The organism is Lentzea guizhouensis (genome assembly GCF_001701025.1).
In the GTDB taxonomy this organism is placed as follows: domain Bacteria; phylum Actinomycetota; class Actinomycetes; order Mycobacteriales; family Pseudonocardiaceae; genus Lentzea; species Lentzea guizhouensis.
On the sequence record NZ_CP016793.1, the window covers coordinates 9,942,089 to 9,967,204 of the forward strand.

The window sequence follows — 25,116 nt, forward strand, 5'->3', positions numbered from 1 at the left end:
CTAGTCCATGGCGTCTCCGATCGCCAGACGCAGGAGGGCTTCGCCGTCCATGTCGTCGATCGATTCCGCCTCGGCTGCAAGCACAACATCTCCGGCGCTGTTGTTTTCCCCACTGTCCTGGGCGAGTTGCAGCACCAGGTCCAGCAGCCCGGCCTTGCGCAGCCGGCTGACCGGGATGGAGGCGAGCGCCTCGCGGATGTGCGCCTCCGGGTCGTCGGCTGCCGCGACCTCGCCCAGCAGCTCGGTGCGGATGAACTGGGCCAGCGCCTGCGGGGTCGGGTAGTCGAACACCAGCGTGGCGGGCAGCGCCACGCCGGTGACCGCCTTGAGCCGGTTGCGCAGGTCGACCGCGGTCACCGAGTCGAACCCGACGTCGCGGAACGCCCTGGCCGGCCCGAACGCCTCCGCGCTGTCGAATCCGAGCGTGGCCGCGGCTTCGGTGCGGACGAGGTCGAGCAGCGTGCGTGCGCGTTCGGCCTCGGGCAACGCCAGCAGCCGCTCCTTGAGCCCCGAGTCGGTCGTCTCCGGCTCTTCCAGGGCTTTCTGGACCGACGGGATCCCCATCAGCAACGGGCTCGGCCGCGACGCCGTGAAGCTCGGCGCGAACTTCTCCCAGTCCATGTTGGTGATCGTCAACGACGTGTGGCCGTCCTCGACCGCCTGTTGCAGCGCGGTGATCGCGAGGTCCGGTTTCATCGTGTGCACACCGCGGCGGCGCAGTTGTTCCGCGCCTTCCTCGTTCTCCGAGGCCATCCCGGAGTCCGCCCAGGCACCCCAGGCGATCGACGTGGCCTTGAGTCCGTGGGAACGTCGGAAGTGCGCGAGACCGTCGAGGTAGGCGTTGGAGGCGGCGTACGCGGGTTGCGCGCCGCTGCCCCAGCTCGCCGCACCGGACGAGAACAGGATGAACGCGTCCAGCTCGCCCGTCAGCTCGTGCAGCAGCCACGCGCTCGTCATCTTGGCCTTGAGCAACCGGTCCAGCTGGTCGAGGCCGAGCACGTCGGTCGGTGCGTTGCCTTCGACGATGCCGGCCGCGTGCACCACGGCGGTGATGTCCGGATGCGCGTCGACCACCGCCTTGAGGCTGTCGCGGTCCGAGGCGTCGCAGGCCGCGATGGTGACGCGGGCGCCGCGTTCTTCGAGGTCCGCACGCAGTTCCGCCGCTCCCGGCGCCTGGTCGCCGCGGCGGCTGGTGAGCAGCACGTGGTCGGCGCCGCGGTCGGCGACCCAGCGGGCGACGTGGCCGCCCAACGCGCCGGTGCCGCCGGTGATGAGGACGGTGCCGCGCGGGTTCCACTCGGTCGGCTTCGGTGCGCGCTGAGCCGGCACGAGCCTGCGGCCGTAGACGCCGCTCTCGCGCACGGCCAGCTGGTCTTCGCCACTTTCGTTCGTGATCGCGGCGACCAGGCCCTGGGCTGATTGACCGTCGATCGTTCCCGGCAAGTCGACCAGGCCGCCCCAGTGGCGCGGCAGGTCGAGTGCGGCGACCCGGCCGAGGCCCCACAGCGCGACCTGTGCCGGGTTCTCGACGTGATCGGTGGCTGTGGTCGAGATCGCCTGCTTCGTGACCGCCCAGAACGGCGCGGCGCTGCCGACGTCGCCGAGTGCCTGCAGGAACAGGACGTTCAGCGCGAGGCCACGCGGGGTCGAGGTGAACTCGGTGTGCGGGGTGTTGTCGATGCCCAGCAACGAGATCACACCGACCGGTTCGAGGCCGACGAGTTCGGTGGCGAGCAGCGCGCGTTCGGCGTCGGGACGGACGGTGATCCTCACGAGGTCGTTGCCGAACGTGGCCAGGACCTGCTCCACCCACTCGTCGGGCGTCTCCGGGACCGCGGCGAGCCAGGTGCCGGTGATGCCGGTGGCCTGGACGCCGCGCAGGAGCTGCCACGAGTCACGGAACCGCCAGCCATCCACTGTGGACTGGGCCTGCTGCTTCGCGCGCCATTCCTGCAGTGCCGGGAGGACGGCGGCCGTGTCGACGCCGAGCGCTTCGCTGAGCTCGCCGTTGTCGACGAGCTGCCAGAACGCGCTGTCAGCTGCGTTCTCCTGCTTCGGCGCCGCCTTGGGCCAGAACCGGCTGCGGCTGAACGGGTAGGTCGGCAGGTCGACCCTGCGGCCGCCGGGGTAGCTCCACCGGACGTCGAGGCCCGCGACCCACGCCTCGGCGAGCGACGTCGTGAAGCGCTGGCTGCCGCCCTGGTCACGGCGCAGCGAGCCGACCGTGACGATCTCCGCGCCGTCCGCCTCGGCCGTGGCCTGCGCGGACATCGCGAGCACCGGATGCGGGCTCGACTCGACGAACATCCGGTAGCCGTCCGCGATGAGCTGCCGCGTGATGGCGACGAACTCGATGGGCCGTCGGGCGTTCTCGTACCAGTAGTCGGCGTCGAGGCTTGCCGTGTCGATGCGTTCGGCCTTGACGGTCGAGTAGAACGCGATGTCCGTGCTGCGCGGGGTGATCGTGCCGAGCAGGGTCTTGAGCTGGTCCTTGAGCGGCTCGACCTGCGGGCCGTGCGAGGCGACCGTCGAGGCGACGACCCGTGCGCGAATGTCGCGGCTCTGGCACAGCTCCACGAACTCGTTGAGCTCTTGGAGTGCTCCGGCGACCGTGCAGGCGGTGGGGCTGTTGATGCCTGCGATCGACAGGGCGGGCCACTGTTCGATCAGGTTGCTCGCTTCCTCGACCGGGAGGGCCACCGAGGCGACGGCGCCGTTGCCGACGAGCTCGTCGGCGAACAGCTGGGACCGCAGCACGACGATCTTGGCCGCTTCGTCGAGGCTGAGCGCGCCCGCGATGTAGGCGGCGGCGATCTCCCCTTGCGAGTGGCCGACGACGGCGGCCGGCTCGACGCCGTTCGCGCGCCACGTCTGGGCCAGCGAGACCATCACCGCGAACAACGTCGGCTGCAAGACCTCGATCCGCTCCAGCAGCTCCGGCCCGCCGTGCAGCACGTCGACAACCGACCAGTCGACCAGCTTGCCGATCGATTCATCGCATGCGCGGATCCAGTGAGCGAACGTCTCATCTTCGTTCAACAGCTCAACAGCCATACCGTGCCACTGTGAGCCTTGACCGGGGAAGATGAACACCGGCGCACTCTCTTGAGCCACGCCCTGCACCACTTCATCACCGATGAGCACCGCACGGTGGTCGAACAACGACCTCGTCGTCAGCAGCGAGAACCCGATGTCGTTCGCATCGCCCTCCAGCGCGCGCACCTGCTCGATACGAGCGCGCAGCGAAGCCGAGGACTTCGCCGAAACAACCAGCGGGGCCCCCTTGGGGGGACACGAGGTCCCCACTCCAATCGTCCCACGGGAGGCCGACAGCCCGGCGTCGCGAAGATCCACAACGCCTGAGTTGTCCACAGGCGCCGAGTTGTCCACAGATTCCGGCGCACCCCCTTGACCAGCGGGTTCAGTCGGTACGCTGGAAATCGGGGGGATCCCCGGCGCCTCCTCGATGATCATGTGGGCGTTGGTGCCGGAGATGCCGAACGCGGACACGCCCGCCCGGCGCGGATGACCGTTCGCCGCCCAGGACCGGGCCGACGTCAGCAGCTCGACCGCGCCCGCCGACCAGTCGACGTGCGACGACGGCGCGGACACGTGCAAGGTCTGCGGCAGCACGCCGTGCTGCAGCGCCAGCACCATCTTGATCACGCCCGCGACACCCGCCGCAGCCTGCGTGTGGCCGATGTTCGACTTCACCGACCCCAGCCACAACGGCGTCGACCGCGACGAGCCGTAGGTCGCCAACAACGCCTGTGCCTCGATCGGGTCACCCAGCGCCGTACCCGTGCCGTGCGCCTCCACGACGTCGACATCCGCAGGCGACAAGCCGGCCGTCGCCAACGCCGACCGGATCACCCGCTGCTGCGACGGCCCGTTCGGCGCGGTCAGGCCGTTCGAAGCACCGTCCTGGTTCACCGCCGACCCACGCACCACCGCCAGCACGCGATGCCCATTGCGCACGGCATCCGACAGCCGCTCCATCACGACCATGCCGACGCCCTCGGACCACCCGGCACCATCGGCGTCGTCGGAGAAGGCCTTCGACCGGCCGTCAGCCGCCAGCGCACCCTGCCGCGTGAGCTCGGCGAAGGCGTAAGGCGTGGTCATGATGGTCGCGCCACCAGACACGGCCAGAGAGCACTCACCACCGCGTAGCGCCTGCACGGCGAGGTGCATGGCCACGAGAGAGGCGGAGCAAGCCGTGTCGACGGTGACCGCGGGTCCCTCAAAGCCGAACGTGTACGAGAGCCGCCCGGAGATAACGGACGCCGCGAGGCCCGTAGCCGCGTGTCCCTCGGTGTCCTCAGCGGAGGACGTGAGCAAAGTGGCGTAGTCCTGGCCGTTGGTGCCCACAAACACACCAGTCTGCGAACCGCGCAACGAGAGAGGGTCGACGCCAACGCGCTCGAGGGGCTTCCCACGTCGTTTCCAGCAGGAACCGCTGCTGCGGGTCCATCGCCAACGCCTCCCGCGGCGAAATCCCGAAGAACGCCGGGTCGAAGTCAGCGGTGCCACTCAGGAAACCGGCCTCACGCGTCACCGAGGTGGCGAGCACCGATTCAACGTCCCAGTCGCGGTCGACCGGGAACGCACCCATGCCGTCACGCCCGTCCAGCAGCAGCTGCCACAGCTCCTCTGGCGTGTTGACGTCACCGGGGAAACGGCACGCCATACCGACGATGGCTATCGGTTCGTCCGCGCGCGCCGCGGTCACCTCCTCCTCCACGGCACCACCACGCAGGTGGTCGGCAAGGCGGCGCGGCGTCGGATAGTCGTACACGAGAGAGGCGGGCAGCGTCTTGCCGGTGGCCGCTGACAGCTGGTTGCGCAGCTCTACGGCCGTCAGCGAGTCGAACCCGAGGTCGCGGAACTCCTTGTCCGCTGCCACCGCGTGCGGCCCGGCATAGCCGAGCACCCCGGCAACGGCCGTGCGCACCACCTCCAGCACATCACCGGAAGCGACTACCTTCTTACGAGCCTTCGGCTTCTCCGGCAGGATTGCGATCGCGACGGTCGGGGCGTCCTCCGCGACCGCCCGCCACATCGCCTCCACCGCCAGCTCGGGCCGCATGGTGATCGCGTGGTCAGCGCCCACCGCGTCGGCCATGCCGGCACCGGCCCACGCACCCCACGCGATCGACGTCGCGGGCAGCCCCGCGGCGCGCCGGTCGCGGGCGATGGCGTCCAGCGCCGCGTTCGCCGCCGCGTAGTTCGCCTGGCCGGGGTTGCCCAAGGCTCCCGCGACCGACGAGAACAGCACGAACGCGTCCAGCTCCAGCGACCGCGTCAGCTCGTCGAGCACCAACGCCGACGCGACCTTCGACCGGAACACGTCCGCGAACCGTTCCAGCGCAAGGCCTTCCAGCACGCCATCGCTCAGAACACCAGCGGTGTGCACGATCGCGTCAGGCGAGTGAGAACGCAGCAACGAGGCAACGGCCGCCCGATCCGCGACGTCACACGCCACGATCTCCGCGCCCAGCTCGTCACGCAGCTCCGCAGCACCTGGAGCATCAAGACCGCGCCGGCTGACCAGCACGATCTTCTCGACACCGCGCGCCTTCAGGTCGCGGGCGACGTGCGTGCCGAGCGCACCCGTGCCACCGGTGACGATCACGGTGCCGTGCGGCTCCCACATCGCGTCGGTCGGCGCGGCAGCGTCGTAGCGGCGGGCGAACACACCGTCGGCCCGGATCTCGACCTCGGTCTCGTCACCCGCCAGCACCCCGGCCAGCGCACCGACATCGCCGGTGACGTCGACCAGACCACCCCACTGAGCAGGCAGTTCCAGAGCCGCCACCCGGCCGAGGCCCCAGACCGCGCCCTGCGTCGCACTGGTCGCCGCACCACGGGTCAACACCCACACCGGCGCGCTCACACCCCTGCGCGCCAACGTCTGGATCAGCTTCATCGTCGCGATCACGCCACCCGGCACGCCGTTCTCGTCGACCGACGAGTCCAGCGCCAGCAACGACACGATCCCGTCGAACGGCGTCTCGGGCAGCTCGGCGACGACCGTGCCGTTGATCGCCGCCGCAACCTCGTCAGCGAAGTCACCGGCCCCCACGACCAGCCACGTACCGCCAACCGCACCGGAAGGCTCGATCCGTTCCCACGACTCGCGATGCCGCCACGAGTCCACAGAGGACTTCACCGGAGGCTGCGCGTCGAGCACCGTCGGCCAGTAGCGCTCGTGCTGGAACGCGTACGTCGGCAAGCTGACCCGCCGCGCCCCCGTGCCCTCGAACAACGCCGCCCAGTCGACCCGCGCGCCGCTGACGTGCAGCCGAGCGAGCCCGGCGACGAGCGCCTGTTCCTCACCGCGGTCCTTGCGCAACAATGGGACACCGCTGACCATCGCCGACAGCACACCATCGGGCCCGATCTCCAGGAACGTGCTGCCGTCCAGCGCTCGCACGATGTCGTGGAACCGCACCGCCTCCCGGACGTGCCGCACCCAGTACTCCGCCGAGGTGACGTCACCGTTGACCACCAACGTGATCTGCGGCGCGCGGAACTCGATGCCGGAGATCGCCGCGCGGAAGTCGTCCAGCATCGGGTCCATCAGCGGTGAGTGGAACGCGTGGCTGACCGCGAGCCGCTTCGTCCTGCGGTCACCGAACCGGGCCGCGATCGCGAGCACCTCGTCCTCGACCCCGGCGATGACCACGGCCTCAGGTCCGTTGACCGCCGCGATCGACACGCCGTCGGTGAGCGTGATCTCGTCCTCGGCGGCCTCGATCGCCACCATCGCGCCACCGCTCGGCAGCGCCTGCATCAACGAGGCGCGCGCGGTGATCAACCTGCAGGCGTCTTCGAGACCGAACACCCCGGCGACGTGCGCCGCCGCGATCTCACCGATCGAGTGGCCCGCGAGCCGGTCGGCCCTGATCCCCAACGACTCCGCCAGCCGGTACAGCGCGACCTCCAGCGCGAAGATCGCCGGCTGCGCGTTCCCGGTGCGGTGCAACGCCTCCGCGTCCTCGCCCCACATGACCGACCGCAGCGCCGGGTCCAGGTGCGCAAGCACCTCGTCGAACGCCGCCGCGAACACCGGGAACCGCTCGTACAGCTCGCGTCCCATGCCGAGCCGCTGCGAACCCTGTCCGGTGAACAGCAGCGCGAGGTAGCGTTCGGCGGCCTCTCCCCTGGCGATCTCCACGCCGTCGACGAGCACCACCCGGTGCTCGAAGTGGCCGCGCGACACCGCGAGCGAGTAGGCGAGGTCGAGCGGTGCCGCGCCGACGGTGCCGAGACGGGCGAGCTGGTCGGCCAGCGCGTCCTCGGACCGGCCGGACACCACCAGCGGCACCACGGCGGCGCTGGTCGTGACTTCCGGCGTCGGCGGCACGTGGTCGGGTGCTTCCTCGATGATCACGTGCGCGTTCGTGCCGGAGACACCGAACGACGAGACGCCGGCCCGGCGCGGATGGCCGTTCGCTGGCCACTCGCGTCGTTCGGTGAGCAGCTCGACGTTGCCGGTCTGCCACTCCACATTGGACGACGGCGCGTCAACGTGCAGGGTCCGCGGCAGCACGCCGTTGCGCAGCGCCATGACCATCTTGATCACGCCGGCGACACCGCCCGCGGACTGCGGGTGGCCGAGGTTCGACTTGATCGAGCCCAGCAGCAGCGGTTCGGAGCGGTCCTGGCCGTAGGTGGCGAGCACGGCCTGTGCCTCGATCGGGTCGCCCAGCGTCGTGCCGGTGCCGTGCGCTTCGACCGCGTCCACTTCGGACGGCCGCAGGCCCGCGTTCGCCAGCGCCTGGCGGATCACGCGTTGCTGCGACGGGCCGTTCGGCGCGGTGAGGCCGTTCGACGCGCCGTCTTGGTTGATCGCCGAGCCGCGCAGGACCGCGAGCACCTCGTGACCGTTGCGCCGCGCGTCGGACAACCGTTCCAGCAGCACGACACCCGCGCCTTCGGACCAGCCGGTGCCGTCGGCGGCCTCGGCGAACGCCTTGCAGCGCCCGTCCGGGGCGAGCCCGCCGGCGGAGGTGAAGGCGGTGTAGGCGTTGGGCGTGGTCATGACCGCGACACCACCGGCCAGCGCGAGGTCGCATTCGCCGTTGCGCAGGGCGTGTGCGGCCCAGTGCATGGCGACCAGCGACGACGAGCAGGCGGTGTCGATGGTGACGGCGGGGCCTTCGAGGCCGAGCAGGTAGGAGATGCGGCCGGACAGGACGCTGGCGGAGAACGCCGTCGTCGCGTACGGGCCGGTCTCCTCCAGCGAGCGGTTGAGCAGCGACTCGTAGTCCTGGCCGGTGGTGCCGACGAAGACGCCGGTCAGGCTGCCCTTGAGCGTGCCGGGGTCGATGCCGGCGCGTTCCAACGCTTCCCAGGAGGTTTCCAGCAGCAGTCGTTGCTGCGGGTCCATCACGACGGCCTCACGCGGCGAAATGCCGAAGAAGCCCGCGTCGAAGTCGGCGACAGCGTCGAGGAACCCGCCCTCGAACGTCGAGCTGGTGAGGTTGCCGAGGTCCCAGCCGCGGTCGGTCGGGAACGTCGAGATGACGTCACGTCCCTCGAAGACGAGTTCCCACAACGCTTCCGGCGTCGTCACGCCACCGGGGTACCGGCAGCCGATGCCGACGATGGCGATCGGGTCGTCGGTGGTGATCATGGCCGCGCGCACCTCGACCTGCTGCGCGCCACCGAAGAGCTCGTCACGCAGGTGCTGCGCAAGCGTGGTTGCGGTCGGGTAGTCGAACACGAGCGTCGCGGGCAGCGCGAGGCCGGTCGCGGTCTTGAGGCGGTTGCGCATCTCGACGGCGGTGACCGAGTCGAAGCCCAGCTCGCGGAACGCCCTGCCGACCGGGACCTGGTCGCTTTCGGCGTAGCCCAACGTCTTCGCGGCCTCGGCGCGGACCAGGTCGAGCAGCGCGCGGTCGCGTTCGGCGTCGGTGAGGCGAGCCAGTCTCTGCTTGAGCTCCGACTCCTCGACGGGTTCCTCGGCGAGCGCCGCGCGGACCTCGGGGATGCCGGCGAGCAGCGGGCTCGGGCGTTCGGCGGTGAAGCTGGGCGCGAACCTGGCCCAGTCGATGTTGGTGACGGTGAGCTGGGTCTGGTCGTCGGCGACGGCCTGGCGCAGCACCTTCATCGCGAGCTCCGGCGGCATGGCGCCGATGCCGATCCGTTGCAGCGCCTCGTACATGCCGTGGTCGGCGGCCATGCCGGCGTCGGCCCAGGCACCCCATGCGATCGAGGTCGCCTTGAGGCCCTGCGACCGGCGCAGGTGGGCGAGGCCGTCGAGGTAGGCGTTGGCAGCGCCGTACGCGGGCTGGCCGCCGCTGCCCCAGCTCGCCGCGCCCGACGAGAACAAGATGAACCGCGCGGTCGGCGCGAGCTCGTGCAGGTGCCGCGCTGCGGTGATCTTGGTGTCGAGGAGTGCTTCGACGTCCTCGTACCGGATCTCGTCGATCGGGGCGTCGCCGGTGCCGATGCCGGCCGCGTGCACGACGGTCGTGAGGTCGTCGATGCCTTGCAGGAGTTCGGTCAAGGCCGTGCGGTCGGCGGCGTCGCAGGCCGCGATGGTGACGCGCGGGCCCATGGCTTCGAGCTCTGCCTTGAGTTCCGCCGCTCCCGGTGCGTCGGGGCCGCGGCGGCTGGTGAGCACGAGGTGGTCGGCGCCCGCCTCGGCCATCCAGCGGGCGACGTGCCCGCCGAGCGCGCCGGTGCCGCCGGTGATCAGGACGGTGCCGGTGGCCTGGAAGTCGGGGCTGTGGTGAGCGGTCGTGCGGATCAGACGGCGGGCGAAGACGCCGTTGGCCCTGATCGCGACCTGGTCCTCGGTGCCGGTGAGCACTGCGGCGAGCCGCTGCGGGTCGACGTTCTCGGGCAGGTCGATCAAGCCACCCCAGCGGCGCGGCAGGTCGAGTGCGGCGACCCGGCCGAGGCCCCAGATCGCGGTCTGCGCGGGGTCGACCGGCTCGTCGCCCACCGCGACGGCGTTGCGGGTGACGGCCCAGACCGGTGCGGTGACGCCGGCTTCGGCGAGGGCCTGGACCAGCGTGATCGTGGCCCGCAGACCGGTCATGGCGATGACGCCGTCGATCGTCTCGGGCAGCCGGGCGATGAGGTCGGCGCGGCTGATCTGCTCGTCGACGTCGAGGTGGGTGGCGTTGAGGGCGTTGAGCACGTCGTCGGCGTTGGTGCCGGCGGTGACGACGAGCCACTGCCCCTGCGGCGAGCCGGAGACGGTGATGGGCGTCCACTGGTCGCGGTAGCGCCAGGTGTCCATTGTGGATTCGGACTTGCGGCGGTTGCGCCATTGCGCGAGCGTGTGTGCGACGTCCTGCTGGACGCCGATCTCGGTGAGGCCGCCGTTGTCGACGAGCTCCCAGAACTCGGCGTCGACCGGGTCGGAGGTGTCCTTGACCAGTGGTTCCGGCCAGAACCGCTGGTGGTCGAACGGGTAGGTGGGCAGCGGGATCCGGTGGCCGCTGATCCGCCACTCGACTCCGAGCCCGGCGACCCAGGCCTCGGCGAGCGAGGTGGTGAACCGGTCGCCCTGGTCGCGGCGCAACGAACCGATCGCGACGATCTCCGCGCCCTTGGCCTCCGCGGTCTGCTGGGCGGGGAGCATCAGCACGGGATGCGCGCTGGACTCGATCAGCACCCGGTGGCCGTCGGTGACGAGCTGGTCGACGACCTTGGCGAAGCTGACCGGCTGGCGGGCGTTCTGGAACCAGTACTCGTTGTCGAGCGTGGCGGTGTCGATCCTGGTCGCGGTGACCGTGGAGTAGAACGGCACGGTGCTGGTACGCGGTTTGATGTCCGCGAACAGCTCCAGGATCCGGTCGCGCAGCCGGTCGACCTGGGCGCAGTGCGAGGCCACCGTGGAGCCGATGATCCTGGCCCGGACATCCCTGGCCGTGCAGCTCTCGACGAACTTCTCCAGCTCCGCGACGGCGCCAGCGACCGTGCAGGCGTGCGGGCTGTTCACGCCCGCGATCGCAAGCTCTTGTGGCAGCAGTTCGCTCACTTCGCCGGCGGGCAGCGCGATCGAGGCGACCGCGCCGTTGCCGACGAGCTCGTCCGCGAACAGCTGCGACCGCTTGACCACGATCCGCGCGGCTTGGTCGAGGTCAAGCGCGCCCGCGATGTAGGCGGCGGCGATCTCACCCTGCGAGTGACCGACGACCGCGGCGGGCTCGACCCCGTTCGCACGCCACGTCTGGGCGAGCGAGATCATGATGGCGAACAGCACGGGCTGCAGGACCTCGATCCGCTCGAGCAGCTCGGGGCCGCCCCGCAGCACGTCCCGCACGGACCAGTCGACATACCTGGCGATCGCCTCGTCGGCTTCCCGCATCCAGCGTGCGAACGTCTCGTCCTGGTCGAGCATGTCGACCGCCATGCCGTGCCACTGGCTGCCCTGCCCGGGAAACACGAACACGGGCCCTGGACCGGCCTCGACGGTGGTCCCCTCGACCACGTCGTCGCCGATGATCACCGCCCGGTGGTCGAACCGGCTGCGCGCCAGCAACGAGAACCCGACGTCGTTCACATCGGCCCCACCCGCCACGACCGCCTTGATCCGCTCGACCTGAGCGCGCAGCGATGCCGAGGACTTCGCCGAAACAACCAGCGGGGCCCCCTTGGGGGGACGCGAAGTCCCCACTCCAATCGTCCCACGAGAGGCCGACAAGCCAGCGTCGCGAAGATCCACAACACCCGAGTTGTCCACACCCGCCGAGTTGTCCACAGATTCTGCCGAGGTCCCTTGACCAGCGGTTTCAGCCGGTACGCTGGAAATCGGGGGGATCCCCGAGCCCGGCGCCTCCAAGATCACGTGCGCGTTCGTCCCCGAGATGCCGAACGACGACACACCAGCCCGGCGAGGCCGAGAAACCGCAGGCCACTCCCGCGCCGAAGTCAGCAGCGAAACCGCACCGGCATCCCACTCGATGTGCGACGACGGCGCGGACACGTGCAACGTCCGCGGCAGCATCCCGTGCCGCAGCGCCTGCACCATCTTGATCACACCGGCGACACCCGCCGCCGACTGCGTGTGCCCGATGTTCGACTTGACCGACCCCAGGTACAGCGGCTCGGAACGATCCTGCCCGTACACCGCGAGCAACGCCTGCGCCTCGATCGGGTCACCCAACGACGTACCCGTCCCGTGCGCCTCCACCGCGTCGACATCACCGGGCGCCAACCCCGCCGACGCCAGCGCCGACCTGATCACCCGCTGCTGCGACGGACCGTTCGGCGCGGTCAGGCCGTTCGACGCACCGTCCTGGTTGACGGCCGTTCCGCGCAGCACCGCGAGCACGTTGTGCCCGTTGCGCAGCGCATCCGACTGCCGCTCCAGCACGAGCAGACCAACCCCCTCGGAGAACCCGGTGCCATCAGCCCCCTCCGAGAACGCCTTGCACCGCCCGTCCGCCGACACCCCGCGCTGCCGCGAGATCTCGATGAACGTCGCCGGCGTCGACATCACCGCGACACCACCCGCGAGCGCCAGCGACGACTCCCCCGACCGCAGCGACTGCGCAGCCAGGTGCATCGCCACCAACGACGACGAACACGCCGTGTCGATCGTGACCGCCGGCCCTTCCAGACCGAGCACATAGGACACGCGGCCCGACGCGACCGACGGCGACGACCCGGTTCCGTGGTGCCCCTCGAACTCGCCGCCGAGCAGCTGCGCGTAGTCGTTGTACATGACACCGGCGAACACACCGGTCGCACTGCCCCGCAACGACACCGGGTCGATCCCGGCCCGCTCAAACGCCTCCCACGCCGTCTCCAGCAGCAACCGCTGCTGCGAGTCCGTGGCCAGCGCCTCCCGCGGCGACATCCCGAAGAACGCCGGGTCGAAGTCGCCCGCGTCGTGCAGGAACCCGCCCAGCCGTGTCGACGACGTGCCGACCTCGTTGCCGGAGAACAACGCGTCGAGGTCCCACCCGCGGTCCGCCGGGAACTCGGTGATCGCGTCGACCCCCGTCGACCACCAGCTGCCACAGCTCTTCCGGCGTCGTGACCCCGCCGGGGAACCGGCAGGCCATGCCCACGACCACGATCGGATCGTCGCTGACCGCACGCACCTCGACGACCGCGCTACCGTCCACACCGAACAGTTCGTCGCGCAGGAACGCCGCCAGCACGTGCGCCGTCGGGTAGTCGAACACGAGCGTCGCCGGCAGCCGGAGGCCGGTCACCGCGGTGAGCCGGTTGCGCAGGTCGACCGCCGTCAGCGAGTCGAACCCGAGGTCGCGGAACGCCCGCCCCGCGTCGAAACCGTCCAACCCCAGCACGGCGCTGACCTGCGTGCGGATCAGCTCCAGCAACGCCTCGAGCCGCGCTTCCGCGCTCAACGGCCGCAGCTTCGCCGTGAGTCCCGACGCCGCGTCCGACCCGGCGACCGCACGACGCGCACGTGTCCGGATCAGGCCGCGCAGCAACGCCGGAACTTCGCCCCGCGCCCGCAACGTCGCGAGATCGAGCCGCGCGGGCAACAACACGGCCTCACCACTCGACACCGCCGCGTCGAACAACGCGACACCCTGCTCCGGCGTGATCGGCGGCATCCCGGCACGGACCAGCCGCTCACGATCGGCATCGGTCAACGCCCCGGTCAGACCGACCGAAGCCTCCCACGTGCCCCACGCCAGCGAGACCGTGTTCGGCCGATGACTCGCGAGCGCGTCGAGGAACGCGTTCGCCGCCGCGTAGTTGCCCTGACCAGCACCACCGAGAACGCCCGCCGCGGACGAGAACAGCACCAGCCGCACGTCCGGCAGCAGCTCGTGCAGGTGCCAGGCCGCGTCGACCTTGGGCCTCATCACGTTTGTTAGACGGTCTAACGTCAGTGACTCGATCGTGCCGTCGTCGAGCACGCCGGCGGTGTGCACGACCGAGCGGACGTCATGCTTCTTCAGCAACCGCTGCAACGCCTTGCGGTCACTCACGTCGCACTTGGCGACCTTGACCGTCGCATCCACCTCGGTCACCCACGCGGGCTTCTGCCCGCTCCTGCTGGCCAGGACCAGCTCGGTGACGCCATGCGACGCGACGAGGTGCCGCGCGATCACCCCGCCCAGCCCACCGGCTCCGGTGATCAGCACCGGGCTCTCCCACGTGACGTCCTGCTGAGCCTGCGCGCGCTGCAGCCGTGGCGCGAAGAGCTTGCTCTCCCGGACGCGCAGCTGCGGTTCGTCGGCGGCAAGCGCTTGCGGAAGAACAGCTTCGTCGTCGACGTCGACGAGCACGAAACGGCCGGGGTGCTCGGTCTGCGCCGACCGCACCAGGCCCCACACCGCCTGCCCGGCCAGATCCCCCTCGCGGGTCACGAAAGCGAGCCGCTCAGCGCGCTCCTCGGCGATCCACTGCTGCAGCAACGCCAACGCACGAGCCGTCAACGCCCGCGTCGACTCGATGACGTTGCCATCGCCGGCGAAGTGCTCGACGACCACGTTCGCCGCGACGTCCGACGGCAGCGTGACCGGCGTCCACTCCACCCGGAACAGGGCGTCGACCTCGGCGCGCGGCATCGTGACCGGCCGCACGACCAGCGACTCGACCGTCGCGACCGGCTGCCCGGTGGTGTCGGCGAGCGCGATCTCCATCGCGTCGCCGGTGGAACGCAACCGCACCCGCAGCTCGGTCGCACCGGTGGCGTGCAGCGACACGCCCTCCCACGAGAACGGCAGCCCAGCGCCGTCCTTCGCGAGCAACGCCGCGTGCAGCGCCGAGTCCAGCAACGCCGGGTGCAACCCGAAACCTGCCGTCTCCCCGGTCGCGGCAACCTCGGCGTACACGTCGTCGCCGGCCCGCCACACCGCGCGCAGCCCCTGGAACGCGGACCCGTACTCGAAGCCCATGTCCGCGAACCGCTCATAAGCACCCTCGACGTCAACGGTTTCCGCGTCAGGCGGCCACGTCGTCGCGTCGAAGTCGTTGCTGGAAGGCGCTTGTGACAGCGTTCCGGACGCGTGCTCGGTCCACGGCGAGTCTTCTTCGGCGCGCGAGTAGATCGCGACGGAACGGCGCCCGTTCGAATCCTCGCCCCTGACCGCGACCTGCAGCTGCACCGACCCGTCGAGCACGAGAGGCGCGGAGATCGTGAGCTCGTCCAGCTTCTGGCAGCCGACCTCGTCACCCGCCCTGACCGCGAGCTCCACGAACGCCGTGCCCGGCAACAACACCGTGCCGTTGACCGCGTGATCGGCGAGCCAGGGGTGCGTCCGCGCCGACAGCCGCGACGTGAACAGCACGTCGTCACCGCCCGCGACGCTGACCGCCGCGCCCAGCAACGGGTGCTCGACCGCCGCCAGTCCCAGCCCGGCCGGATCGCCCGAGCGCACCTGCCCGGCAGGCCAGAACCGTTGCCGCTGGAACGCGTACGTCGGCAGGTCGACCAGCCGGCCGCCCTGGAAGAACTCGTCCCAGGCGACCTTCAACCCGTTGACGTGCGCCTCGGCCAGCGCGGTGACCAGCTGTCCGCGCCCGCCCTCGTTGCGCCGCAACGTCCCCAGCACCACGGCCTCGGCACCGGCCGCCTCGACCGTCTGCTCGACACCGACTGTGAGCACCGGATGCGCGCTGGGCTCGACGAAGAACCGGAAACCGTCGCGCAGCAACGCACTCGTGGCGTTCTGGAACTCGACGGTCTGCCGCAGGTTCGTGAACCAGTAGCCGGCGTCCATGACCGCCGTGTCGATCGGCTCACCGGTCACCGTGCTGTAGAGCGGAATCTCACTCGTCCGCGGCCTGATGCCGGCCAGGTCGCCGAGCACGCGGTCCTTGATGGCCTCGACCTGCGGCGTGTGCGAGGCGTAGTCCACCGCGATCATGCGCGCCCGCACGTCGTCTTCCACGCACGCGGCCACGATCTCCGCCAGCGCCTCGACCTCACCCGCGACCACCGTGGACCGCGGCCCGTTCACCGCCGCAACCGCAACCCGATCCGCAAAACGCGCAATCCGCGGCCGCACCTCCTCCACCGGCAACGCCACCGACAACATGCCGCCACGCCGCGACAACGCCTCGTCCACCGCCTGCGACCGCAACGCCACCACGCGCGCCGCGTCCTCCAGGCTCAACGCCCCCGCAACCGCCGCCGCCGCGATCTCACCCTGCGAGTGCCCGACCACCGCCTGCGGCTCAACACCGTACGAACGCCACACCTCGGCCAACGACACCATGACCGCCCACAGCACGGGCTGCACGACGTCGACCTGGTCCAGCGACAGCTCTTGCTGCAGCACCTCGGTCAGCGACCAGCCGACGAACGGCCGCAGCGCCGCGTCGCACTCCGCGATCCGGCGCGCGAACACCTCGTTGGTGGCCAGCAGCTCGCGCCCCATGCCGACCCACTGCGAGCCCTGACCGGGGAACACGAACACCGTCTTGCCGCTCGTCGTGGCCTGCCCGCTGACCACGGTGTCCTGGCCGATCACCAACGCGCGGTGGTCGAACGTCGCCCGCCCCGCGAGGGTGAACCCGACGTCGACGGGGTCGGCCTGCACAGCCTTGATCCGCTCGACCTGGGCTTGCAGCGCTTCGGCTGACTTGGCCGACACCAGCCACGGCACCGCCACACGGCCAGGCACCGGCCCCGTCACGTCGCCAGCGGCTTCCGCCGCACCACCCGGCACCCCGCCAGGCGCGTCCGCCGACGCCCCGCCGCCCCTCGGAATCGATACCGATTGGCCGGCCCCCTGGGGGGATCCACCCCCCATCCCAATCATCTCAGGCAGCACCGACAATCCCGGCGCGCTCGGAGCCTCCAAGATCACGTGCGCATTCGTGCCCGACACACCGAAAGACGACACACCCGCCCGACGTGGACGCGACACCGAAGGCCAAGCTCGCGTGGAAGTCAGCAGCTCGACAGCCCCGGCCTCCCAGTCGACGTGCGACGACGGCGACGTGACGTGCAACGTGCGCGGCAGCACCCCGTGCTGCATCGCCTGCACCATCTTGATCACCGACGCGACGCCGGCCGCCGCCTGCGAGTGTCCGATGTTCGACTTGACCGAACCGAGCAGCAACGGCTCATCACGGTCCTGCCCGTACACCGCGAGCAACGCCTGCGCCTCGATCGGGTCACCCAACGGCGTTCCCGTTCCGTGCGCCTCCACCGCGTCGACGTCCGCGACCGTCAGTCCCGCCGACGCGAGCGCTGCCCGGATGACGCGTTGCTGGGAGGGACCGTTCGGCGCGGTGAGCCCGTTCGAGGCACCGTCCTGGTTGACGGCCGAACCACGCACGACGGCCAGGATGCGGTGGCCGTTGCGCAGCGCGTCGGACTGCCGCTCCAGCACGACCTGCCCGATGCCCTCCGCCCAGCCCACGCCGTCGGCCGAGTCGGAGAACGCCTTCGACCGGCCGTCCTCGGACACCCCGCGCTGACGCGAGAACTCGACGAACGTGGACGGCGTCGACATCACCGTCACACCACCGGCCAGCGCCAGCGAGCACTCACCCGACCGCAGCGACTGGATCGCCCAGTGCATCGCGACCAGCGACGACGAGCACGCCGTGTCGACCGTGACCGCCGGCCCCTCGAACCCGAACACGTACGACACCCGGCCGGACGCGACACTGCCCGCGCTGCCCTGGCCCTGGTGCCCTTCCATGTCGCCGCCGCCGACGACGGACTGGTAGTCGTTGTACATCAAACCGGTGAACACACCGGTCGCGCTGCCCTTCAACGACGTCGGGTCGATGCCCGCGCGTTCCAGTGCTTCCCAGGCGGTCTCGAGCAACAGGCGCTGCTGCGTGTCGGTCGCGAGCGCCTCCCGCGGTGACATCCCGAAGAACGCCGGGTCGAACAGCGCCGCGTCGTGCAGGAAGCCGCCGGAACGCGTGTAGGAGGTGCCGATGTGGTCGGGATCCGGGTGGTACAGCCCGTCGAGGTCCCAGCCGCGGTCGGTCGGGAACCCGGTGACCGCGTCCACCTCGTCCACCACCAGCTGCCACAGCTCTTCCGGCGTCGTCACACCACCGGGGTAACGGCAGGCCATGCCGACGATCACGATCGGGTCGTCCGTGGTGGACACCGTGGGCGTTTCCGCCACCACAGCAACGCTTCCGAACAGCTCGTCCCGCAAGTAGCCGGCCAGTGCGTCCGAGGTCGGGTAGTCGAAGATCAACGTCGCGGGCAGCCGGATGCCGGTGGACGCGGTCAGGCGGTTGCGGAGCTCGACGGCGGTCAGCGAGTCGAAGCCGAGGTCGCGGAACTGCTGCGCCGGGTCGACGTCGTGCGCGCTGCCGTGGCCGAGCACCGCCGCGACCTCGCCCCGCACCACATCGAGCAGTGCGGTCGACCGGTCGGCCTCTGCCAACGCCGACAGCCGCGTGACCAGCGTGACCGCGGTGTCCGCACCCGCGAAGGAACGCTTCGACCGCGTTCGCACCAGGCCCCGCAGCACCGGTGCGACCTCGCCCTTCGCCCGCAGCACCGCGAGGTCGAGGCGGAACGGTGCCAGCGCGGCACCACCGTGGGCGATCGCCGCGTCGAACAGTTCGACGCCCTGCTCCACCGAGATCGGTGGCATGCCGGCCCGTCGCATCCGCTCGACGTCCACGTCGGACAGGTGCCCGGCCATGCCCCCTTCCCACGCACCCCACGCGAGTGACACGGTGTTCGGCCGCTGGGCCGCGAGCGCGTCGAGGAACGCGTTCGCCGCCGCGTAGTTGCCCTGGCCGGCGCTGCCGAGCGTGCCGGCAACCGACGAGAAGAAGACGATTCGTGCTTCGGGCGCCAGCTCGCACAGGTGCTGAGCTGCGTCGACCTTCGGCCTCATCACGTTTGTTAGACGGTCTAGCGTCAGTGACTCGATCACGCCGTCGTCGAGCACGCCCGCGGCGTGCACGACCGAGCTGACCGGGTGCTTCTTCAGCAGCTTCTGCACGGCCTTGCGGTCGGAGACGTCGCACTTCGCAACGGTCACCCGCGCGTCCAGCTCGTCCACCCACGCCGGCTTCTGCCCGCTGCGGCTGACGAGCACCAGCTCGTCGACACCCCGTGCCACGAGGTGCTTCGCAATCACGCCGCCGAGCCCGCCGGTACCGCCGGTGATCAGCACCGGTCCCTGCCAGGTGACCTCGCGGTGAACCGCCTTCACCCGCTCCAGCCGGGCCGCCCTCACCACGCCGTCGCGAATGCTCAGCTCCGGCTCGTCAACGCCCAAAGCCTGCGGCACGAGCTCACCGGAGTCGGTGTCGATGATGCCGAACCGGCCGGGGTGCTCGGTCTGCGCCGACCGCACCAGCCCGCGCACCGCCGCTCCCGCCAGGCAGCCCATGCCGGTGACGAACACCAGCTTCTCGGGCCGCTCGTCGGCGATCCATTCCTGCAGTCGTGCCAACGCCTGTGCGACCACCGTGTGTGTGGCCGCAACAACGTCACCTTCAGGTGCGACGACGTGATCCACCACCACGCCGTCTGCGATCACATCGGGTAGCTCCACCTCGACCCAGCCGAGCTGGAAGAGCGAGTCCACGCTCGTGAGCTGCTCCGCGGACACCTCCCGCACCACCAACGCGTCCACCGACGCGACCGGCGCTCCCGTGGTGTCGGCGAGCGCGATGGACGTGCTGGCGCCGTTGCGCGTCAGCTTGACCCTGAGCTCGCTCGCTCCGGTGGCGTGCAAAGACACGCCTTCCCACGAGAACGGCAAGCCCGCGCCCTCGTCGACCAGCAACGCCGGTGCAGCGCAGCGTCCAGCAGCGCCGGGTGCAGCCCGAACCCGCCCGTCGCGACCCCGTCCGGCAGCGCGACCTCGGCGAACACCGTGTCGCCGTCCCGCCACGCCGCCCGCAGTCCCCGGAACGCCGGCCCGTACTCGAACCCGCTCTCCGCGAACCGTTCGTAGGCGTCCCCGACGTCGATCGCCTTCGCACGCGGCGGCCACTCACCCACCTCCGCGACGACCGCGCCCGACCCCAGCACACCGCTCGCGTGCTCGGTCCACGGCTCGTCGGCCGCCTCTTCGGGCCGCGAGTACACGGTGATCGATCGCCGACCGTCCTTTTCAGCGCCCACGATCAGCTGAACCTGCACGCCGCCGCGTTCCGGCAGCACCAACGGCGCCGCGAGCGTCAGCTCCTCGACCCGGTCGAGCCCGACCTCGTCCGCAGCCCGCAGCGCGAGCTCGACCAGTGCCGCGCCCGGCACGAGCACCGCGCCGTGCACCGTGTGGTCGGCCAGCCACGACCTGCGCGACAGCCGCGCCGTGAACAGGTAGCCGGCTCCCCCGGCGAGCTCGACGGCCGCCCCCAGCAACGGGTGCTCCACCGCCCCGAGCCCGGCCGACCGGACGTCCGGCTTCCCGCTGGTCTCCGGCCAGAACGCCTGGTGGTCGAAGGCGTAGGTGGGCACGTCGACACGCTGCCCGCCAACATAGTGCTGCGCCCAGTCAACGTTGATTCCGCTGATGTGTACATGACTGAGTGCAGTCAACATTGACTCAACATCAGACTTGACCCGCGTCAATGTCGGAATCAACCCGTCAACCATCGCCGTCAACTGCGCATCAGGCCCCAGCTCCAACAACGTCACATCACCCAGCCGCGTGACGTTCTCGTGGAACCGCACCACATCCCGCACGTGGTTGACCCAGTAGTCGACCGTGTCCACCTGGCCCGAGGTCGACATGGTGATGCTCGGCTCGGTGAAGGTGAGCTCGCTGATCGCCGTGCGGAAGTCGTCGAGCATCGGCTCCATCAACGGCGAGTGGAAGGCGTGGCTGACCTTCAGCCTCTTGCTCTTCCACCGCTCCGCGAGCCGGAGCACCTCCTCTTCGACACCCGCGATGACGACCGAGCGCGGCCCGTTGATCGCTGCGACGGACACGCCATCGGTCAGATGCGCGCGCACTTCTTCTTCGGAGGCGATGACCGACACCATGGCGCCGCCGCTCGGCAACGCCTGCATCAGCGAGGCGCGCGCGTTCACGAGCACACAGGCGTCTTCGAGGCTCAGCACTCCAGCAACGTGCGCTGCCGCGATCTCCCCGATCGAGTGACCCGCGAGCTGCGTTGGCCGCACCCCGAACGACTCGACCAACCGGTACAGCGCCACCTCGACCGCGAAGATCGCCGGCTGCGCGACGCCCGTCTGGTTGAGCGCCTCGACGTCCTCGCCCCACATGACCTCGCGCACGGCCGGGTCCAGGCGCTCCAGCACGTCGTCCAGCGCGGCCGCGAACACCGGGAACGCCTCGTACAGCTCGCGTCCCATGCCGAGCCGCTGCGAGCCCTGCCCGCTGAACACGAACGCGAGCGGCTTGCCGGTCACCACGCCCTTGGTGACGACCTCGCCGTCGAGCACCACGGCCCGGTGGTCGAACAACGTCTTCAACGCCAGCGAGTACCCGATGTCCACGGGATCCCCGGCGAGGCCGCGCACCCGTTCGATCTGGGCGTCCAACGAGGCCGCCGACTTCGCGGACACCAGCCACGGCACCGGACCGGCCACACGAGCGAGCGCTCCGTCCGCGGCGTCCGCCGAGCCGTCCGGAACCTCCCCAGGCGCGTCCTGCAAGGCCCCGCCACCGCTCGGAATCGATACCGATTGGCCGGCCCCCTGGGGGGATCCACCCCCCATCCCAATCATCTCAGGCAGCACCGACAATCCCGGCGCGCTCGGAGCCTCCAAGATCACATGCGCGTTCGTGCCCGACACACCGAAAGACGACACACCCGCCCGACGCGGACGAGACACCGAAGGCCACGCGGTCGCGGAGGTGACGAGGGTGATGTCGCCGGCATCCCAGTCCACGTGCGTGGAGGGCTGGTCGACGTGCAGCGTCGCGGGCACCAGGCCGTGACGCATCGCGTGCACCATCTTGATCACACCGGCCACACCCGCAGCAGCCTGGGAGTGACCGATGTTCGACTTCACCGAACCGAGCAGCAGCGGCGTGGAGCGCTCCTGGCCATATACCGCCAGCAGCGCCTGAGCCTCGATCGGGTCACCGAGAGTCGTACCGGTTCCGTGCGCCTCCACCACATCGACATCGGCGACCGACAGACCGGCAGAAGCCAGGGCCGAGCGGAGAACGCGTTGCTGCGACGGGCCGTTGGGAGCGGTCAGGCCGTTGGACGCGCCGTCCTGGTTGATCGCGGAGCCACGCACGACGGCCAGCACGGTGTGGCCGTTGCGGACAGCGTCGGACTGGCGTTCCAGCACGAGCAGGCCGACGCCTTCGGACCAGCCCACGCCGTCGGCGGCGTCGGAGAAGGACTTGCAGCGGCCGTCGGCGGAAAGTCCGCGTTGGCGGGAGAACTCGACGAAGGTGGACGGCGTGGACATGACGGTCACGCCGCCGGCCAGGGCGAGTGAGCATTCGCCGTTGCGCAGGGCGGAAGCGGCGAGGTGCAGTGCCACCAGGGAAGACGAGCAGGCGGTGTCGACGGTGACCGCGGGGCCCTCGAAGCCGAAGGTGTAGGAGACGCGGCCGGAGGCGAACGTCCCGGCGCTGCCCATGCTCTGGTAGCCCTCGAACTCGCTGCCGCTGATCACGACCGAGTAGTCGGTGTACATGACGCCCGCGAACACGCCGGTCGCACTGCCCCGCAACGACACCGGGTCGATGCCGGCGCGTTCCAGGGCCTCCCAGGAGGTTTCGAGCAGGAGGCGCTGCTGGGAGTCCGTGGCGAGCGCCTCGCGTGGGGACATGCCGAAGAACGCCGGGTCGAACAGCGGCGCGTCGTGCAGGAAGCCGCCGGAACGCGTGTAGGAGGTACCGATGTGGTCGGGGTCGGGGTGGTAGAGGGAGTCGACGTCCCAGCCGCGGTTGGCCGGGAAGTCGGTGACCGCGTCCACGCCGTCGACCACGAGGTTCCACAGGTCTTCCGGCGAGGAGACGCCGCCGGGGTAGCGGCAGGCCATGCCGACGATCACGATCGGGTCGTCGTCGGAGACCGCGGCGACCGCCTGCGAGACGACGGTGTCGGCGCCGAAGAGCTCGTCGCGGAGGTAGGAGGCGAGCACGCCGGCGTTCGGGTAGTCGAAGATCAGGGTGGCCGGCAGGCGCAGGCCCGTGACGGCGGTGAGCTGGTTGCGGAGCTCGACGGCGGTGAGCGAGTCGAAGCCGAGTGACTGGAAGGCGCGGCCGGGGTCGATCTCGTCGGTGCCGGCGTGGCCGAGAACGGTGGCGACCTGACCGCGCACGAGGTCCAGCAACGCTTCCAGGCGGCCGTTCTCGTCCATTCCCGCGAGGCGACCGGCCAGTGAGCCGGCCGGCGAACCGGCGACCGCGCGGCGGGACCGGGTCTTGATCAGGCCGCGCAGCACCGGCGGGATGTCGCCGCGGGCACGCAGCACGGGCAGGTCCAGGCGCACCGGGACGGCGTTGCCGGCGCCCGCGGTGGCGTCGAAGAGCTCCAGGCCCTGCTCGACGGTGAGGCCGGGGATTCCGGTGCGCGCCATGCGTTCCGCGTCGGCGCCGGACAGCATGCCGGCGATCCACGGGCCCCAGGCCAGCGAGGTGCCGGGCAGTCCGGCGGCGCGGCGGTGGTCCATCAACGCGTCGAGGAAGGCGTTCGCGGCGGCGTAGTTGCCCTGGCCGGCCGTGCCGATCGTGCCCGCGACCGAAGAAAACACGATGAAAGCGTCAAGGTCTACGGTCAGCTCGTGCAGGTGCCACACGGCGTCCACCTTGGGACGCAACACCGTGTCGACGCGCTCGGGCGTCAGCGACTCGACCACGCCGTCGTCGAGAACGCCCGCGGTGTGCACGACGGCACGGACCTCGTGGCGTGCCAGCAGGTCGGCGACAGCAGCGCGGTCGGAGACGTCGCACGCCTCGACGGTGACGTTGGCACCCAGCGCCTCCAGCTCGGTGACGTCCGCTTCGCCACGTCGCGAGACGAGCAGCAGGTCGCGAACGCCCAGGCCGGCGAGGTGCCGGGCGATCACCAGGCCGAGGCCACCGGTGCCGCCGGTGATGAGCACCTTGCTCTGCCACGAGAACCGTTCGGCCGGTGCGAGACGGGCCAGCCGCGGCACGAAAGCCTCACCACCGCGTACCCGCACCTGCGGCTCGTCCAGCGCGAAGACCTCCGCCGGAACGTCGTCGTCCGCCTCCACCAGCACGAACCGGCCGGGGTGCTCGGTCTGCGCCGACCGCACCAGACCCCAGACCGCCGCCGCGCCGAGGTCGCCGGGGCGGGTGACGAAGGCCAGCCGTTCCTGACGTCCGTCGGCGATCCACTGTTGGATGCGCTCCAACACCCGCGCGGTCAGGGTGTGTGCGGCCTCGACCGGCGAGCCTTCCGAGACGACGTGGTCGACCTCGACCTCCGCGGTCTCGGCCGGCAACGCCATGGGCGTCCAGTCGACGTGGAACAACGCCTCGCGCGCGATTCCGCCGCCGAGGTCGGGCAACGGCCGGGTGACGAGCGAACCGACCGACACGACCGGGGTGCCGTTGGGATCGGTCGCCGCCACCGCGAACGACTCACCTGCGGCCGGATCCGCACGCGCAGCACGGAAGCACCGGTCGCGTGCAGCGAAACACCTTGCCACGCAAAGGGCATGCCGCCCTCGGACGAGGTGAGGTCAGCGGCGTGCAGGGCGGCGTCGAGCAACGCCGGGTGCAGGCCGTAGCGGTCCACATCCTCTGCGATGGCGACCTCGGCGTACACGTCGTCGCCGAGCAGCCACGCCGCTCGCAGCCCCTGGAACGCGGGTCCGTATGCGAAGCCGTTGTCCGCGAACCGTTCGTAGAAACCGTCCAGCGCAACCGTTTCGGCGCCAGCAGGCGGCCACACCGTCGTGTCGAAGTCCGCGCTGGCCTGTCCGGATGCGAGGACGCCGCTGCAGTGCTCCAGCCACGGCGTGTCCTGGTCGAGCCGCGAGTAGACCGCGATGGAACGCCGTCCCGTGCCGTCCGGCGCGCCGACCGAGACCTGCAGCTGCACCGGGTCGGTGAGGACGAGCGGGGCGGACAGCGTCAGTTCGTCGAGGCGGTCGAGCCCCAGTTCCTCCGCTGCCCGCATCGCGAGCTCGACGAAAGCCGTGCCGGGGAACAGCACCCGGCCGCCGACGACGTGGTCCGCGAGCCACGGCTGCGTCGCGACGGACAGGCGGCTCGTGAACAGCACGCCCTGTCCCTCGGCGAGCTCGACCGCGGC

Annotated in this window: 1 protein-coding gene and 1 pseudogene (1 of these 2 running past the window's edge); both read right to left on the minus strand. The window is 70.6% G+C overall.

All coding sequences use genetic code 11. From position 1 onward, the window contains the following. Positions 1 to 4,371, minus strand: a complete 4,371-nt coding sequence (locus BBK82_RS55530) for a type I polyketide synthase (protein ID WP_065920691.1) — start codon at positions 4,369 to 4,371, stop codon at positions 1 to 3. After that, positions 4,322 to 25,116: pseudogene (locus BBK82_RS57170) on the minus strand (type I polyketide synthase) (it continues 2,728 nt past the right edge of the window). Before BBK82_RS57170 ends, BBK82_RS55530 begins: the two are co-directional and overlap by 50 nt.